The organism is Lactovum odontotermitis (assembly GCF_054658595.1).
In genome coordinates this window covers 1-16888 of record NZ_BAAGGQ010000004.1, presented here as the reverse complement: position 1 = coordinate 16888, position 16888 = coordinate 1, and the positions used below count along the sequence as shown (strand labels likewise).

General features: G+C 47.3%; 17 protein-coding genes. 11 read left to right on the top strand and 6 right to left on the bottom strand.

The genetic code is table 11. From position 1 onward, the window contains the following. The first annotated feature begins 72 nt into the window (after nt 1-72). From ACYQ2E_RS03330 to ACYQ2E_RS03280, 11 genes are all read left to right on the top strand, one after another. Nucleotides 73-666: a GNAT family N-acetyltransferase gene (locus tag ACYQ2E_RS03330; RefSeq protein ID WP_460016644.1), complete on the top strand. Its 594-nt coding sequence runs from the start codon at nt 73-75 to the stop codon at nt 664-666. Between the two features lie 298 nt (nt 667-964). After that, entirely contained in the window at nt 965-2866 is a 1902-nt protein-coding gene (locus tag ACYQ2E_RS03325) for an ABC-F family ATP-binding cassette domain-containing protein (RefSeq protein WP_460016643.1), read from the top strand. Between the two features lie 35 nt (nt 2867-2901). Then, the gene (locus ACYQ2E_RS03320; protein ID WP_460016642.1) at nt 2902-3573 is read left to right on the top strand and encodes a glutathione S-transferase; all 672 of its coding nucleotides are present in this window, start codon (nt 2902-2904) and stop codon (nt 3571-3573) included. A gap of 196 nt (nt 3574-3769) precedes the next feature. Continuing rightward, the gene (locus tag ACYQ2E_RS03315; protein ID WP_460016758.1) at nt 3770-4753 is read left to right on the top strand and encodes a lipoate--protein ligase; all 984 of its coding nucleotides are present in this window, start codon (nt 3770-3772) and stop codon (nt 4751-4753) included. A 48-nt stretch (nt 4754-4801) separates the two neighbouring features. Further along, entirely contained in the window at nt 4802-5926 is a 1125-nt protein-coding gene (locus ACYQ2E_RS03310; RefSeq protein ID WP_460016641.1) for a thiamine pyrophosphate-dependent dehydrogenase E1 component subunit alpha, read from the top strand. Nucleotides 5927-5928: 2 nt separating this feature from the next. Further along, the gene (locus tag ACYQ2E_RS03305) at nt 5929-6909 is read left to right on the top strand and encodes an alpha-ketoacid dehydrogenase subunit beta (RefSeq protein WP_460016640.1); all 981 of its coding nucleotides are present in this window, start codon (nt 5929-5931) and stop codon (nt 6907-6909) included. Beyond that, nucleotides 6902-8209: a dihydrolipoamide acetyltransferase family protein gene (locus tag ACYQ2E_RS03300; protein WP_460016639.1), complete on the top strand. Its 1308-nt coding sequence runs from the start codon at nt 6902-6904 to the stop codon at nt 8207-8209. The genes ACYQ2E_RS03305 and ACYQ2E_RS03300 overlap by 8 nt, the downstream gene beginning before the upstream one ends. Before the next feature lie 123 nt (nt 8210-8332). Beyond that, nucleotides 8333-9751, top strand: coding sequence for a dihydrolipoyl dehydrogenase (lpdA, locus tag ACYQ2E_RS03295; RefSeq protein WP_460016638.1), 1419 nt, complete (start codon nt 8333-8335; stop codon nt 9749-9751). 112 nt (nt 9752-9863) lie between these two features. Further along, nucleotides 9864-10256 carry a VOC family protein gene (locus ACYQ2E_RS03290; RefSeq protein WP_460016637.1) on the top strand — a complete coding sequence of 131 codons (393 nt, stop codon included), beginning with the start codon at nt 9864-9866 and terminating at the stop codon, nt 10254-10256. 64 nt (nt 10257-10320) lie between these two features. Further along, a complete protein-coding gene (locus ACYQ2E_RS03285; protein ID WP_460016636.1) occupies nt 10321-11121 on the top strand; it encodes an alpha/beta fold hydrolase in 801 nt (266 codons plus the stop codon). Beyond that, the gene (locus tag ACYQ2E_RS03280) at nt 11118-11960 is read left to right on the top strand and encodes a thymidylate synthase (protein ID WP_460016635.1); all 843 of its coding nucleotides are present in this window, start codon (nt 11118-11120) and stop codon (nt 11958-11960) included. The genes ACYQ2E_RS03285 and ACYQ2E_RS03280 overlap by 4 nt, the downstream gene beginning before the upstream one ends. A 59-nt stretch (nt 11961-12019) precedes the next feature. On the opposite strand, the gene ACYQ2E_RS03275 is transcribed toward ACYQ2E_RS03280, so the two are convergent. The 6 genes from ACYQ2E_RS03275 to ACYQ2E_RS03250 form a co-directional block, all read right to left on the bottom strand. Next, nucleotides 12020-12775: an ABC transporter permease gene (locus tag ACYQ2E_RS03275; protein WP_460016634.1), complete on the bottom strand. Its 756-nt coding sequence runs from the start codon at nt 12773-12775 to the stop codon at nt 12020-12022. Then, nucleotides 12772-13680 (bottom strand): ABC transporter ATP-binding protein, encoded by a 909-nt coding sequence (locus ACYQ2E_RS03270; protein ID WP_460016633.1) that lies wholly within the window; start codon nt 13678-13680, stop codon nt 12772-12774. The genes ACYQ2E_RS03275 and ACYQ2E_RS03270 overlap by 4 nt, the downstream gene beginning before the upstream one ends. Further along, on the bottom strand, nt 13667-13879 hold the full coding sequence (locus tag ACYQ2E_RS03265; RefSeq protein WP_460016632.1) for a PLDc N-terminal domain-containing protein: 213 nt from the start codon (nt 13877-13879) through the stop codon (nt 13667-13669). The genes ACYQ2E_RS03270 and ACYQ2E_RS03265 overlap by 14 nt, the downstream gene beginning before the upstream one ends. Next, entirely contained in the window at nt 13866-15269 is a 1404-nt protein-coding gene (locus tag ACYQ2E_RS03260; RefSeq protein ID WP_460016631.1) for a PH domain-containing protein, read from the bottom strand. Before ACYQ2E_RS03260 ends, ACYQ2E_RS03265 begins: the two co-directional genes overlap by 14 nt. A 5-nt stretch (nt 15270-15274) precedes the next feature. Then, nucleotides 15275-15646, bottom strand: coding sequence for a GntR family transcriptional regulator (locus ACYQ2E_RS03255; protein WP_460016630.1), 372 nt, complete (start codon nt 15644-15646; stop codon nt 15275-15277). 142 nt (nt 15647-15788) lie between these two features. After that, the gene (locus ACYQ2E_RS03250) at nt 15789-16736 is read right to left on the bottom strand and encodes an Rgg/GadR/MutR family transcriptional regulator (protein WP_460016629.1); all 948 of its coding nucleotides are present in this window, start codon (nt 16734-16736) and stop codon (nt 15789-15791) included. Between the last annotated feature and the right edge of the window lie 152 nt (nt 16737-16888).

Sequence of the window (16888 nt, the reverse complement as noted above, 5' to 3'; positions counted from 1 at the left end):
TTTACATTTTGGAAAATGAATGGTAAGATAGGATTATAATTTAATTGAAAATTTAAAACGAGATATGAACAAATGAAAAAAGTAAAGGAAGATAATAAGGATAAGAATTTGCATTGCTGGCGGCCGATGCTGACGGGTCGATTACGTATCAGACGCTTTTGCCCTGAGGACTGGCAGGATTTATACGAGTATTTATCTCAGGAAGTAACCGTTCATTATGAGCCTTATGAGCCGTTCACAGTGTCTGAAAGTAAAGCAGAGGCGATTAAACGCTCGACGGACTGGGACTTTTGGGCGGTTTGTCTGAAGGATTCTGATAAATTAATCGGAAATGTTTCCCTATCTAGTCAGGGATTTGACACTTGGGAACTGGGTTACGTTTTCAACAAGAACTATCGAGGAAAGGGTTATGCGACAGAAGCAGCGGCAGCTATTGTTGACCATGTCTTTCGCCAGCATCATGCCCACCGGGTCATTGCAAACTGCAATCCGATGAATGTGGCCTCGTGGAAATTGCTGGTGCGCTTGGGTATGCGTCGTGAAGGGCTTCTGCGCAACAACATTTTCTTCAAGAGAGACAAAAGCGGCGCCTGCATCTGGCAGGATACTTACCAGTACGGAATTCTGGCGAGTGAATGGTCAGAGCGTTTGTGTAAACACTATTAACGGGGCAATCTTGCGTGAGCGGATTGCTTTTTTTCCACTACCTCTTAGTACATTGTTTTTATTAATCGTGCGGTAAAACTGGACTAGATTAACACTGAGTAAAAAGAACTAGGAGAATCAAATGACTGAACCCTTTTTAGCTCTCCCGGTAAAGGAATATAGTGTCGTGTTGACACTGGCACTAAAAGAGGCACGTCTGCTGGGGACTGAATGAAGTTAAAGAAAAAAAGCTGCCAGAATTTTTGGGCATGCTCTTTAATATTAATTTTCAACCCGAAGTCTGTGCTATAATTAACCCATGACAGATTTCATTGCAACAAACTTGACAAAAACCGCAGGCGACAAGACCCTGTTTAACGGCGTGAGCTTTATCATTCATCCGCTGGACAGGATTGGTCTTTTGGGCGTGAACGGCGCGGGGAAAACGACACTGCTGGATGTGATTGCAGGAAAAAGCGGTTTTGAAGGTGATATTTCGCCTTTTGGCGAGCTGCCGGCAAATTTCAAGATAAATTATTTGACACAGGAACCAAATTTTTCAGATTCCGACAGCATTCTTGATGCCATCCTGGACGACTCATTGCCACAAGCGCGCGCCATTAAAAAATATGAAACTTGCCTGTCAGAATTGGCTGAGTCCCCGGCTGAGCGTGGGCTTCAGGAGAATTTGTCTCAGGCAGAAGCTGAGATGACACAGCTGGAAGCCTGGAATGCCGAGGCCGAAGTCAAGACGATTTTGACGAAGCTGGGACTGCCGGATGAAAAGACAAAAATCGCGGTATTGTCCGGAGGACAGAAGCGACGTGTCCAGCTGGCGCAGGCTTTGATTAATCCAGCTGATTTGCTGCTATTGGACGAGCCGACCAATCATCTGGATATCGCGGTGATTGACTGGCTGCAGAATTATTTGACATCAAGTAAAAAAACTCTGCTTTTTGTGACGCATGACCGTTATTTTCTGGACAATGTGGCAACACGTGTATTTGAACTTGAAGATGCCCAGCTGCATGAATATAAGGGCAATTACCAGGATTATCTCGAGCAGAAAGCGGTTCGGATGGAGCAGAATGCGGCCAGTCGTCATAAGGCGGAGCAGCTTTTCAAGTCTGAGCTGGTCTGGATTCGCAAATCGCCGCAGGCCCGTGCGACCAAGCAGCAGGCGCGGATTGACCGTTTTGATGACTTGTCGGCCTCGCTGAAGACGGGCGCAAGGTCTGAAGATTTGCAGATTAATCTGACGGCGCAGCGCTTGGGTAAGAAAGTGATTGAATTTGAGAAGGCAGGATTTTCCTATCCTGACAAACAGATTTTTGACGATTTCAATCTGATTGTCCAGGCGAACTCACGCATCGGCATCGTAGGCGACAATGGCGTGGGTAAGTCGACCCTGCTCAATATCATCAATGGCGAGCTGGCACTGACTTCTGGCCGGCTGGAAATCGGCGAAACCGTACGAATCGGCTATTTTTCTCAGGAAATCCGCGGCCTCTCAGAAAAAGACGAAGACAAGCGCATCATTAGTTTTCTGGAAGAAGCAGCTTCGGCCAGCCGGACATCAGATGGCCAGACGACATCCGTGGTCGACCTGCTGGAGGAGTTCCTCTTTCCGCGGGCGCGCCACGGTGAGCTGATACGCAAGCTTTCAGGCGGTGAAAAGAAGCGGCTTTACCTGCTGAAAATTCTGCTGACCGGCCCGAACGTTCTGTTACTAGACGAGCCAACGAACGATTTAGACATTACAACACTGACTGTTCTGGAAAATTTCTTGCAAACTTTCCCTGGTGCGGTTTTGACCGTTTCGCACGACCGATATTTCCAGGACAAAGTGTCCAACGAGCTGCTAGCCTTTGAAAATGGCGAAATTAAGCATTGCTTCGAAGCCTACAGCGATTATTTGAGTGATAAGGCAAGTGCAGAAGCGGCGGGAAAAGCTGCCGAAAACAAAATTTCAGCCAGACCAGAGCAGCGCGTCAAAACTGAAAAACCTCGGCTAAGTTATGCAGAGAAACAAGAATGGGCAACCATAGAAAATGAAATCGCTCAACTAGAAAGCCAGATTTCAGTCATTTCCGAGCAAATGAACAAAAATGCCTCAGATGCAGTAAAACTCGCTGAGCTGCAACAAGTCTTAGACGAGAAAAACCAGGAGTTAAGCGAAAAATATGAGCGCTGGGAGTATTTAAGCGAGATAGTTGAATAAAATATTATTTTTTATACAGAAAGAAGGAAAAAACGATGAAAACAGATTACACACTGTATTACTGGCCGGCTCCCTTTCGCGGGCATTTCATCCGTGCCATTCTAAGCTTTGCAGGCAAGTCCTGGGATGAGCCTGACGATTTGATTCAGCAAATGAGCGCAGAGCCGGATGCTCAGCTGATTCCCTTCATGGGTCCGCCAGTTCTGCGTAATAATGCCAATGGCTTTGTGACCTCAGAAATGCCGGCCATTGCCATGTACCTCGGTGAAACACTGAATCTGCTGCCTGTGAGTCCGGAAGACCGTGCTCTAGCATTAAAAATCATATGTGACTCCAACGATGTGATTGATGAAATTACGCTGCAGGGCGGCATGGAAATGTGGACCCAGGACAGCTGGAATGCATATGTTCCGCGTCTAAAACGCTGGATGAAGTTCTGGGAAAGTGAAATTGAGCGCGGCATCCTTTTTTCTGGGAAAATAAAGGTGGCCGAAATTGTGACGGCGACGCTTTGGATGACCATGACGGAACGGTTTTCGGCCATTCAGAGAATTTTAAAAGAAGCTGCGCCGAAAACTTTTGAACAGTCGCAGAAGCTCTGGACTCAGGAATTATCTGCATTTGCTCAGGATTCATGGGATAAATACGGCGATTCATATTGCGGCGGCCAAATCGAGCAGGCGCTCAGAAAAGTGGCGAAAAAGTAATAAAAATTTGACAAAAGTTTGAAATTAGTGCAGAAATCTGCACTTTTTTTGATTCTCCGAACCAGAAATTTGATTGACCTTGTGAACTTTGTTAAAATAAAAATGTAAAAGAACTTTGACAGGAAGTTTATCAAGTTTTTGTGCAATCTAGCCGTTTTGTTGAAAAAGCGGTTAAGATATGGAAGGGAAACAAATCTTGCAGTTTATCAAGTATGAGGGCAATGATGCCTATCAGAACATCGCGATGGATTCCTGGCTGCTCTACAATTTAAAACCGGAAAAACCAGTTTTCGCGCTCTGGCAGAACAAGCGTGCTGTAATCGTCGGCCGCAACCAGAATACCTTTGCGGAGGTCAATCAGGACTACATTGACGCACATGATGTGCAGGTTGTGCGTCGTGTCTCAGGCGGCGGCGCGGTTTATCACGACATGGGAAATATCTGCTTTACTTTCTTCGTCCCGGTCGCAAGTTCAGCCGGCGTTAATTTTGAGCAGTTTGTCAAGCCGATGCACGACGCGCTTCAGTCGGTCGGCCTGGACGCCAAAATCACCGGGCGGAATGATTTGGAAATTGACGGAAAGAAGATTTCCGGCAATGCGCAACGCTATGCGGGCGGCTATCTAATGCACCACGGGACTTTGCTCTGGGATTCGGACGTTGAGGCAATGATTCGCTCGCTCAATGTCTCGGATGAGAAGTTTGTCTCAAAGGCCGCAAAATCAGTGCGCTCACGAGTCGGCATGATTAAGGAATACGCGCCGGATTTGGATTTGCAGAAATTCATGGACGCGCTGCAGTACTATCTGACGGATAAGGGCAAAGACGGCGAGCTGGTCTTGACGCCGGAGCAATGGGCTGGAATCAAAGACTGGCGCGACAATCGCTTTTCAACCTGGGACTGGAACTACGGCGAATCGCCGAAATTCGGCTTTAGTAACCACGGCAAGTTTGCAGGCGGCGGGATTGATGTCAATGTCAATGTCGAAAAAGGTCTGATCACGGATATTGACTTTGTCGGGGATTTCTTGGGCGTGCGGGACTGGCGTGACATTAAGTCACAGTTCATCGGTCTCCCATTTGAACCCGCAGAGGTCCTGAAAGTGCTTGATAAGAATAAAGAGGGCCAATACTTCGGCACGATTGAAAATCAGGAACTGGCAGACTTGTTTCATGCCTAAAGCAGGCAAGTTACAAAAATTAATTTATGTAAGACGGAGGTAAAAAATATGTCTAATTCAAAGCAGATTTTGGATTTTGAAAAGCAGATTGAGCTTCAGGACAGTGCGTTTCCGATGCTGCAGGTGCTCAATGAAGACGGTAAAATCGTCGATGAGGAAGGCTTGAAGCGGGCTGGGCTTTCGGATGCGGAGCTGGTGGACTTGTTCAAGAACATGCTCTTGTCGCGTCAGATTGACATTCGCTGTATGAAGCTGGCCAAGCAGGGTCGTATGGGCTTTTTCGGCCCTACGGCGGGTCAGGAAGCGTCTCAGATGGCTTCAGCTTTTGCTTTCGGCGAGCAGGACTGGCTCTTCCCGGGCTATCGTGATTTGCCGCAGATTTACAGCAAGGGCTGGCCGATTTGGAAGGGGCTGCTCTGGTCGCGCGGGCATCAGCTCGGCAATGAGTATACGACGGATGACGGCAAGCCAGTGAATTCATGGTTCCCGCAGATTATTATCGGGGCGCAGTATGTGGAGGCGGCCGGTGTGGCGCTTGGTCTCAAGAAGAAAAAGCAGGACGCGGTAGCCTTTGTCTACACGGGTGACGGCGGTTCGTCACAGGGCGATACTTATGAGGGCATCAACTTTGCCTCTGCTTACAAGGCACCGTTGGTTGCGTTCATTCAGAACAATGGTTTTGCGATTTCGACGCCGCGGAAATTGCAGACGGCGGCGCAGCATCTGGCTGCAAAAGGCTGGGCTGCAGGTGCGCCATCCATCGTGGTTGACGGCAATGACGCCATCGCCATGTATCTGGCAGCCAAGGAAGCACGCGCCTGGGCAGTGGCCGGCAATGGGCCTGTTGTGATTGAAACAATTACCAACCGGCTGGAGCCGCATTCAACAGCGGGGGATGACCCTCTGCGCTACCGGACGCAGGAGGACATTGACAGCTGGTGGAAGAAAGAGCCGCTGATTCGCATGCGCAAGTTCCTGACGGACAAGAAGCTCTGGGACGAGAAGCAGGAAGAGGCCTATATCGCTGAGCTGGACGCGCGCATTGATGAGGATGTCAAGAAGGCCAACGCGGTCGAGAAGCAGAAGATTTCCAGCTTCATCAAGAACACGCTCGAAGTCCCAGGTCAGGCAATGACCGAGCAAATCGCAAAATTTGAAAGTGAGGGCAAATAAAAATGGCAGTTAAAACATACATTGCAGCAATCACAGAGGCGCTTGATTTGGCTTTGGAAAAGAATGACAAGGCCTTGATTTTCGGGGAAGATGTCGGCCAGAACGGGGGAGTTTTCCGTGCGACGGACGGACTTCAGGCAAAATACGGCGAAGACAGAGTTTTCAATACACCGCTGGCAGAATCAGGGATTGGAGGACTGGCGATTGGTCTGGCCTCGCAAGGTTTCAAGCCGATTATGGAAATCCAGTTCGGAACTTTCATTTACGAGGCATTTGACAGTATCGCAGGTCAGATGAGCCGCACCCGTTATCGTTTCAATAATACTCGTCACAACGGGATTGTCCTGCGCACGCCTTACGGCATCGGGACGAAGACGCCGGAGATGCATGCTGACTCTATCGAGGGCTTTCTGGCTAAAATTCCCGGACTGCGTGTGGTCATGCCTTCGAATCCGGCTGATGCGAAGGGCTTACTGCTTGCGGCGATAGAATCGAATGACCCGGTCATGTTCCTGGAAAACCTGCATCTTTACCGCTCGATGAAGGGTGAGGTGTCTGAGGGCTATTACACGACGCCGCTGGACAAAGCAGCTGTGGCCAAGGAAGGCACAGACGTCTCAATCATCGCTTATGGCGGGACGGTGCCGCTGGCGCTCAAGGCCGCAGATGAGCTGGCTAAAGAGGGTATCAATGCGGAAGTACTGGATTTGCGCACGGTTGCGCCGCTGGACATTGAAGCCATCGGTAAAACGGTGGAGAAGACGGGCCGCGTGGTGGTGGTCCAGGAAGCACAGCGTACGGCTGGGATTTCGGCTGATGTGATGGCAGAAATCGCGGAGCGTTTTGTCTTGAGTCTGGAGGCGCCGATTGGCCGTGTGGCAGCGCCGGATTCGATTTTCCCGTTTGCGCAGGCTGAAAATGACTGGAATATCAAAGATACAGATATTGTGAACAAGGTGAAGGAGGTAGTGAACTATGACTGAAATTTTTAAGATGCCTGACATTGGCGAGGGCATGGCTGAAGGCGATATTGCCAACTGGCTGGTCAAGGTCGGTGACACGGTCAAGGAAGACGATCCGGTGGCTGAGGTTCAGAATGATAAGCTGATGCAGGAAATTTTGTCGCCTTATTCCGGCAAGGTCACGAAGCTGTTTGTGGAGGCTGGGACGACGGTGGCTGTTGGTGAACCGCTGATTGAATATGATGGGGACGGTACAGGGGCAGGTGCGGCTGAAGCTTCGCCTGCACCTGCAGCTGTAGAGAATACTAGTGCTCCGGCTCCAGCACCAGCACCAGTCGCTGCCTCAGCTCCAGTTCCAGCGACTCCCGCAGCCGCTCCTGAACTGACTAAGACAACAGCTGAGGGACGCATTCTGGCGATGCCGTCAGTGCGCCACTATGCACGTGTCAAAGGGGTTAACCTGGCAGAAGTTCCTGCAACAGGCCGTCACGGCCATACAACCATGGACGATGTGAATAATTTCATTTCAGGTAATGTGACAGTTTCAGCGCCTAAAGCAGAGGCGGCGGCTCCAGCCGCAGCAGTAGCTGTAACAGCGCCTCCTGTTGCGCCTCAAGCGGGTGACCATCGTGAGCCGATGAACCCGACCCGCAAGGTCGTCTCCAAAGTCATGACCCGCCAGCACACGGTTATACCGCCGGTTACGAATTTCGACCAAGTTGAAGTTTCAAAACTTGTGGCACATCGTACGAAGTACAAGGAAATCGCGGCCAAGCAGGACATCAAGCTGACCTATCTGGCCTATGTCGCAAAAGCGCTGGCAGTCACAGCCCACAAATTCCCTGACATCAACGCATCGGTTGACTACGAAAAACAGGAAATTGTCTATCATGAGCATGTCGGACTGGGCATTGCGGTCAATGCGCCTACGGGTCTCTACGTTCCTGTGATTCACGAAGCTGAGAATAAATCAATTTTCGACATTGCCAAGGAAATTGCAGAGCTTGCGACGGCTGCGCGGGAAGGCACTTTGAAGCCTGCGCAGATGCAGGGCTCGACGATTACGATTTCAAATCTGGGCTCTGCTCGGGGGACTTGGTTTACTCCTATCATCAACGGCTCGGATGTTGTCATCCTTGGTCTTGGTTCTATTGTCAAAGAACCCGTCGTAAATGAAGCTGGTGAAATTGTTGTCGGTCAGAATATGAAGCTGTCAATGACTTATGACCATCGTTTGATTGACGGCATGCTGGGGCAGACCGCGCTGAATTACTTTAAGCGTTTGATTTCGGACCCAAGCTTTATGTTAATGGAAATTTAAGATGCGAAACACGCCCGCTTTGAAGCGTAAGAATTTAGGAAATCGTGGTTCTGCCGCAGGCAGGTTCCGATTTATCTAATTCTCTAGCTTCAGGCGTGTTGAGCTCAATTATAGGAGGAAATTATGGTTGTAGGTGCACAAGCAACAGAAGTAGATACAGTCGTCATCGGCTCTGGTCCCGGCGGATATGTTGCCGCAATTCGTGCGGCAGAGCTCGGCCAAAAGGTAACGGTTATCGAGAAAGACAGTGTGGGCGGTGTTTGTCTGAATATCGGCTGTATTCCGTCGAAAGCGCTGATTAATGTGGGGCATCACTATGCTGAAGCCCGGCGTGAAGCGGACGGAAAGAGTCCTTTCGGCCTGACGAATAAGGGCGTTGAGCTTGACTGGACGGCTGCCCAGAAGTGGAAGCAGGAAAAGGTTGTCAATCAGCTTGTCGGCGGCGTTTCCATGCTGCTGAAAAAGCACAAAATCAATGTCATCAAAGGCACGGCTGAGTTTGTGGACAATGAGACAATTAATGTCGAGCAGGAAGATGGGCACCAGCTGCTGCAGTTCAATAATTGTATCATTGCGACGGGTTCGCGTCCGATTGAAATTCCGCCTTTCCCATTCGGCGGGCGTATTCTGGACTCAACGGCGGCCTTGAGCCTGCCCGAAATCCCTAAGCATCTGATTATTGTCGGCGGCGGTGTCATCGGCTCTGAGCTGGGTGGTGCTTACCGTCTGCTGGGTGCGCAAATCACGATTGTCGAGGGACTTGACCACATTTTGAACGGCTTTGACAAGGAAATGTCGGACATTATCTTTAAACGTGTCAAAAATGCCGGCTCGAATATTTTTACCTCTGCTAAGGCTGTTTCTGCTGTTCAGACAGACAAAGACGTGACATTGACCTTTGAAGTGGACGGAAAAGAGCAGACTGTCACAGGTGATTATCTGCTGGTTTCAGTCGGCCGTCGTCCGAACACGGACACGATTGGTCTGAACAATACAGACGTCAAGCTGCTGGATAAGGGCCTGATTGAGGTAGATGACAGCTATAAAACCTCAGTTGACCACATTTATGCGATTGGCGACATCGTGCCTGGTCCAATGCTGGCGCATAAAGCCAGCTTCCAGGGGAAAATTGCGGCAGGTGCGATTTCTGGAGAACCAGATGCGGTTGACATGCACGTAGCCCTGCCGGCTGTGGCTTATACTTCGACTGAGCTTGCGACCGTGGGTGTGACACCGGCTGACGTGGCTGACCGTAAAGACGTCAAGATTTCCAAGTTCCCGTTTGCTGCCAACGGGCGTGCCTTGTCGATGGATGATGCGGAAGGCTTTATCCGCTTGATTACTGAGACTAAGGAAGGGGCTGTTATCGGTGCGCAAATCGCAGGGCCTGGCGCTTCAGACTTGATTTCAGACTTTTCACTGGCGATTGAAAACGGCCTGACGGCGCATGACTTGTCACTGACGATTCAGCCCCATCCAACGCTTGGCGAAGCGATTATGGATACGGCTGAGCTGGCGGACGGCATGCCGATTCACGTTTGATTGATTACTAATACAATGCTAAAAATCTGCTTTTCCGGCAATCCGGAGAGACAGATTTTTATTTTTGACATCTCCTAAGTCCGAGTGTTAAAATCTATCCAGGAGGTATGAAATGATTAACCATTTTTCAATTGCGGTAGAAGATGCTGCAAAGTCTATCAAGTTTTACACAGCCGCTCTGGCGCCGCTCGGCTACAAAGTCCATCATTCCTGGGCAGAAGGCGCAAATTTCACAGACGGCATCAGTCATGACCCTTTCGGCGACTTCTGTGTCTTTGAGGGCAAGCCCTTTCCTTTTCACATTGCCTTTCAAGCTGCGACAAATGAAGCAGTAGACGGCTGGTATGCAGCAGCAATTGCCAATGGCGGCACGGATAATGGCGCGCCTGGCTATCGCAAGAATTACCATAAAAATTATTACGCGGCTTTTATCATTGACCCGGACGGTTACAGGATTGAAGCGGTCTGTCACAATGGTCAGCCGCATGGAATTGAAAACTTGTAATTTGAGTTTTAGAAATAGTTTAAAAATAGCTCTTCGGGGCTGTTTTTTTGGTAAAATATAGTATATGTCCAATTTTACAACAAATGATAAAGTGGCGATTAATTTCCATGAATACGGTCTTAAAACAGGACAAGCAGTTATCTTTGTCAATGGTTATTCGGCCAGCGAGGCGACATGGATGCTGCAGATTGGAGCATTTTCCAAGGAAAAATTCCATGTGATTACTTATGACCACCGCAGTCACGGCCGCTCTGACAAGGTCAATTACGGCCTGTCAGCTCAGCGTCTGGCTATGGATTTAAAGGAATTGATTGACTATCTGCAGCTGGAGAAGGTGGTGCTGGTCGGGCATTCCATGGGCGCAGCGGTGATTTTGGCTTATGAGCAGATGTTCACGGATGCGAATTTGTCGGCTGTGGTTACGGAAGACCAGTCGCCGCTCTTTCTGAAAAGCCCGGACTGGTTGAATGGGAGCGGAAAAAACTTCGCAGATTTGGCGGAATTTATGGATGACTTTCCGCGCACGCATTTGACGAAAAAGCCCTTGTCTGACGCGCTCAAACGAGAGATTGGGAAAAATCTCCTGCCCTTTGATTTTCAGCTGGGCAGGCCTTTGCTGCAGAATGTAATAACCCAGGACTGGCGTCCTGTGCTGGAAAAGGAGGCTGTGCCGCATCTGTTTCTGGCTGGGAGCGAGTCGCCAGTTTTTCCGCCCGAACATGCCCAGGCAGCGCTTGCGCTGACGCACAATAAGATGTCGCAGTGTCTGACTTTTACGGGCTGCGGACATATTCCCCACCTGGAAGACGCGTCTCTATTTGATGAGGCGGTGATTAACTTTATAGAAAGTGTAGATGAAAAATGACTTATGCAGATGAAATTTTCTTGAATAACATAAATAATATTATGTCAAATGGCGTGATGAGTGAAAATGCGCGTCCGCACTACGGCGATGGGCGAATCGCAAATTCCAAGTATATTACAGGTGCCTTCGCCACATATGATTTGAAAAATGGGCAGTTTCCCATCACCACTCTCCGCCCGATTCCCATCAAATCCGCCGTCAAAGAACTGCTCTGGATTTACCAGGACCAGACCAGCGAGCTGAGTGTGCTTCGCGACAAATACGGCGTCAAATACTGGGACGAATGGGAGGTCGCTGGCACCGGCACGATTGGTCAGCGTTATGGGGCGACTGTTAAGAAATATAATATCATCGGCCGCCTGCTTGACGGGCTCGAAAAGAATCCCTGGAACCGTCGCAATATCATTAATCTCTGGCAGTATGAAGATTTTGACGAGACGGAGGGCCTGCTGCCATGTGCTTTTCAGACCATGTTTGATGTGCGCCGTGAGGAAGACGGCCAGATTTATCTGGACGCCACATTGACGCAGCGCAGCAATGATATGCTGGTGGCGCATCATATCAACGCCATGCAGTATGTGGCGCTGCAGCTCATGCTCTGCAAGCACTTCAGCTGGCAGCCGGGCAAATTTTTCTATTTTGTAAATAATCTGCATATTTATGACAATCAGTTTGAGCAGGCTCAGGAGCTCTTGAGCCGGGTGCCGTCTGAGAAGGAACCGTATCTTATTTTAAATGTTCCTGACGGCACGGATTTCTTCTCAATCAAGGCAGACGATTTTGAGCTCGTTGATTACGAGCCGGTTAAGCCGCAGCTGAAGTTTGATTTGGCAATATAATTGTATTTAGTGTCTATAAACTAAGTTCTAAGAGCAAAAAAGCCCAATCCGGGCTTTTCTTATTCTTTATTACTACAAAGCTGCACAGCCAGCACGACGAGCAGCAGTGAAACCAGCAGGCTGATTCCCATCGTCTGGTAGGCATTGGTCAAGTCTTGGCGCTGCAGCACACTCAGCGACAGCGTGGACAGGTAACTCGGCAAATATTTACCGAACTCAAAGATATTAAGCACACTGAGCAAAATAGTCACCGCAAGACTGAGGACTATGGACAACATCATACTCTTTGTCCAACTGCTAAAGAAATCCGTCAAACAAATGGCAAAGATAAAATAGACATAAGTCAGGACAATGGAGAGAAAACTGTGCGAAATCCAGGTTTTATCGAAGAGAACGATGTTGTAGACAGCAAAACAGCCGACTGACAGCACATAAACGAGACTGAAAACTAAAATCTGGCTGATAACTTTTGACAAGACGAACTGCAGCTTATTCACTCCGTTATTGAGCAGACTGGTAAACTGGCCGCGGCGGCGCTCATTGACAATCAGACCGCTGAAAAGGATAATCAGTACAAACAGACCAATTTGTCCAATATTTTTGTAAAACTGACTGTAACTGTCCAAAATCGTCGCTTTAGGAATTTCAATCTTCATGCCGCCGGCGCCGGCCAGCTTAAGAATTTCAGGTGTATAATAAGCCAGAACAGGACTGGATAAGGCAAAGAGAACGAAAACCAGCGCGAGAATCAGAATTTTCTTCGTGCGCCAAAGCTCCATCAGGTCTTTTTTGAGTAAAATCGTGAACTTTCTCATGCTTCATTTACCTCCGTGACAAAAATTTCTTCCAGACTCGGACGCGCAATCCTTACTGAGTCAACCATCATCTGCTCCGCACTTAAAAAGTTGAACACCTGCTGCTGAAGCTTCACTAAATCGGACGAAAACAGCTTCACTGTCAATTTATTCTTTTGGCGCTCCGGCCGAAAATCAGAGAACTTCTCAACAAAATGGTCCAAATCTCCCACATTAATGAAATCAATTTCCAGATTTTCACTCTTGAAATGCTCTTTCATCTCTTCGACAGAGCCGTCCAAAATCTTTTTTCCGTGATGAATCATGATAATCTTGTCGGACACACGCTCCACGTCGTCAATGATGTGCGTGGAAAAGAGAATTGTCATCCGGCCTTTCAGGCTTTCAATCAGGTCAAAAACGGCCTTTCGCCCGACTGGGTCAAGCGCCGACACAGGCTCGTCCAAGAGCAGCACTTTCGGCTCGGCAATGATATTCGCGGCAATACCAATCCGCTGTTTCATCCCGCGGGAGAACTTGCCGATGCGCTTTTTCCCTGCATCTGTCAAGCCGACAAGTTCCAGCGTCTCAGAAATTTTCTGCTGCGCATTTTCCAGCGCATTCAAGTCACAGATAAATTTCAGATACTCACGTGCCGTCATATAAGCATAGAATTCCGGCACATCTTGCAGAAACTTAATCTGCGCGTTCGGCTGCCCGCTGACCACCTTTTCATCCAGGATGTTAATCTCCCCAGAATCCGCCGCAATCAAACCGTTCAACAGCCTGAAAGTCGTCGTTTTGCCTGCCCCATTGAGCCCTAGAAAACCGCAGATGGTATTTTCTTCAATCGTAAAAGACAAATCATCAATAACTGTCTGTTTTCCGAAGCTCTTTTTAACGTTTTTAAATTCAATCGCTGTCATTTTGTCCACTTTCTAAAACCAGATAGATTATGCTACCGATAAAGCCGCCAAGCACGACGATGACTGCCCAGACGCCCTTATTGAGATATTTCGTCTGCCGGCTGCGTATCAGCTTGACCAGGCTGAAAATAATCAGCCCTAGCTCAATCACAGCCACCGGGGCAAGCAGCAGCCACATTTTCGTATCAATGCCCGCCATTTTGAATTTCCTCCTTTAAATTTTCAAACATCTTCCGAGTGTCCTTCACGGTTCGCTCATTGATGTAGTAATTGTCCGATTTCGCCTTAATATAGACAACTTCCGGAGTTTTGCGGAAAATCAGCAGATACATTTTCTGATTTTTGTAGGAAAATGTCCCAGTGTAGTAATTCTCCGTGTTGGTACCACTGATTTTATCAGCATTTTTAACCTCATTGTTCACCAGTTCAACCGATTGGATGTCATTCAGCGAGATTTTTTTAATCACAAAGGCATGCTTAAGCTCAAGCGTCCGGGTAGAACGAATCACCTCTGCCTGAAACGGATGCGGCGTAAAATCATTATAGCCCAGAAAAGCGCTCAGCCCAATCATCAGGCCCAGAATCAAGACGCCAATCACGCCCAGAATTGCTTTGCCGGCAGGACGCCCCAGGTTAAAGCTCAGCTGCATCGTGTTGCGGCTCGGCACAAACAGCCGGTGGTCATCCGGATTCATATAAATTCCGTAGCGCCAGTACTGGTCCTCATTGTCATAAGCCAAAGGCTGAACGCTTGCCAAAAGCTGATTCGTCTCGCGCCGGTAGCCAAACACCAGATGAAAAGTGTAGCCGATAAAGAGAATGACAAGTGCAAGCAGAAAAATCAGAAGAAACACAGAGTTGTTGAGAGCGCTCCACATCGTTATTCCAGACATTATCACCGCGAAAACCAGCATCGCCAGAATCATTCGCCCGTAAAAAGATTTTTGGACATCATTGACCTTTTGATTCACCAGACTATCTCTTGTCACCGCATGAACAGGAATTTTCCGCACCAGATAGTAAATCCAGAGCCCAATCAGCATGAAAGGAATAAATATCAGCAGATTCATCATGAAAATCTGGCTGAAAACAGTAGAATTAGAGCCATTGCCCATTTTCAGGCCGATTAAGACAATGACAATAAAGGCCGCAAGCGGGAAAATAAACCACCAGACAGGAAAGAGCCTGCGATTTTTCAGCCTCATCGTCTTCAAATCCACGATAACCTTACTGTTTTCTGTCACCCAGCCCCTCTCCAGCTTCAGCTCGTGCATCTCTTCAATTGCCTTAATATTAATGACAAACTGACAGCTCATGTTGCCGAACATACAGACAAAGAACAGCAGCATCACAATTGAATCATAAGGAATAAATAAAATACTGAACAGCAGCAGCCCGAAAATAACCGTCGAGAGCAGCAGCCGTTTGAGAAAACTCACGAGGAGCTTCTTGACCGCAGGGTCACTCACAGCCTCAGACGGCAGCGTATTTTCCAGCACAATATTTTTTATCGAAAAGTTAATTTTGTACTGCGTGCCGGCCATAATCAGACCGACGGCCCAGTAGACAATAATTAAAATAAAATTCATCTTTTTTATCCTTTCACATTTGCAAACACATTATCGATTAAATCTTTCAGTTTCTGACTAGACAAGTGACGAACGGCACTTTCTGCAATCAGCAAGGTTAAAGCCTCATCAATCTGCGCTTCTTTCTGCACATCAGTGACAATTTCGTCCACAATTTTTGTCCCGCGCCGCCGGTCACTCTCGACAATCCCCTCGTCCTTCAGCAGCTGGTAGCTCTTTGAGACCGTCATCATATTGACACCTATTTCGTCGCTCATACTGCGGACACTCGGCAGCTCTTCGCCCAAACTCAGCTCACCGTCGGCCAGCGCCAGAATAACCTGGTCTCGAATCTGCTGATAAATCGGCGTACTGCTTGAAAAATCTATTTCCATCATAGACAAGCCGCTCCTTTCTTTTTGTATTGCTCATTATAATACAAATGATATATAATTTCAAGGATTAAACTCAAAGTGCGAAGAAAAACACAGAGCCATCAGAACGTGTAATACTAGATTCTGGAGCTATGTGTTATAAAAATCAGTGCAGTCTTGGATTTTTCCCATTTTCGAAAGCCTCAATCTCCTTTGTCAAAGCTTTCGCGGTCATCTGACAGCCGCATTTTTCAAATATATCGCAATAATCTTTCATGTTTTTCAGTATAGATTGACTTTTCTTTCGTTTATAAGCCAGAACCTCCTGATGATACCGGAACATAGTTTTTTCATACATATACATTTCATTGACATCCAGTTGTTTGAAGTAAAAGGTATAACGGTCAGCAAGATCGAGAAGATCACGTTCAATAAAGTTTGTGATAAGGTTGAGTAATGCCAGAACAAAAGGGCGTGTGTTATTATTAAACTTTGCATTAATCTGTAAGGGAGAAATCATATTTCCAGCAATTTTCACTAGAGAAACAGAATCAAAAACTGCCATAGTATGCGCAAATAGAAGCAGGTCACATCTTCCCCACTCCTTTAAATTCAATAAATATTTCTTCAAATAGTCAATATCAGTAAGAGAGAGTTGGCGAGGCAAACCAAGGAAGTGGAGAACTGCTTCCAAATGAATCTTGTTTAAACGATATTTTTTACTATTAGGATGAAGAGACAGCTCTTTTTGAATCTTATCCAGTATTAGTTCTAACTTCATCGTACTTTTGTTTAAATAGGCTCTTGTAATTTCAAAATTGAGAGGCACTACATCAGCTGAATCACGAGAATGATTATAGGCATTTTGAAACTCAAGAACATTGACGTTGATATTATCTAGTGCTTCGAAGAATCGTTCGACATTTACCAAAGATTGCCCATTTTCAAACTTTGAAAGCTGAGAAACAGAAAGAACACCTTCAGCAGCTTCATTTAAAGAAAATTTTTTTGATCTTCTTAAACTTCTAAACACCCTACCGAAAGGTAAATAATTTTTAGCAGAGTTATCAAAATTAGGATCTGGCTTGTTAGAATTTTTAGACACTCTTGACATTTTTGTTTCCTCCTTTTTCATATTTGCAAGTTCTTTTTTATGGTAGCAAAAGCGTTACCGCTAGATAGAGATTTACTCTTTACATAGCTGATATAAGATATTTTCGTTTTCCTTAAAAAAGCCGTTAATTATGACATTGTATTATTCTTTAC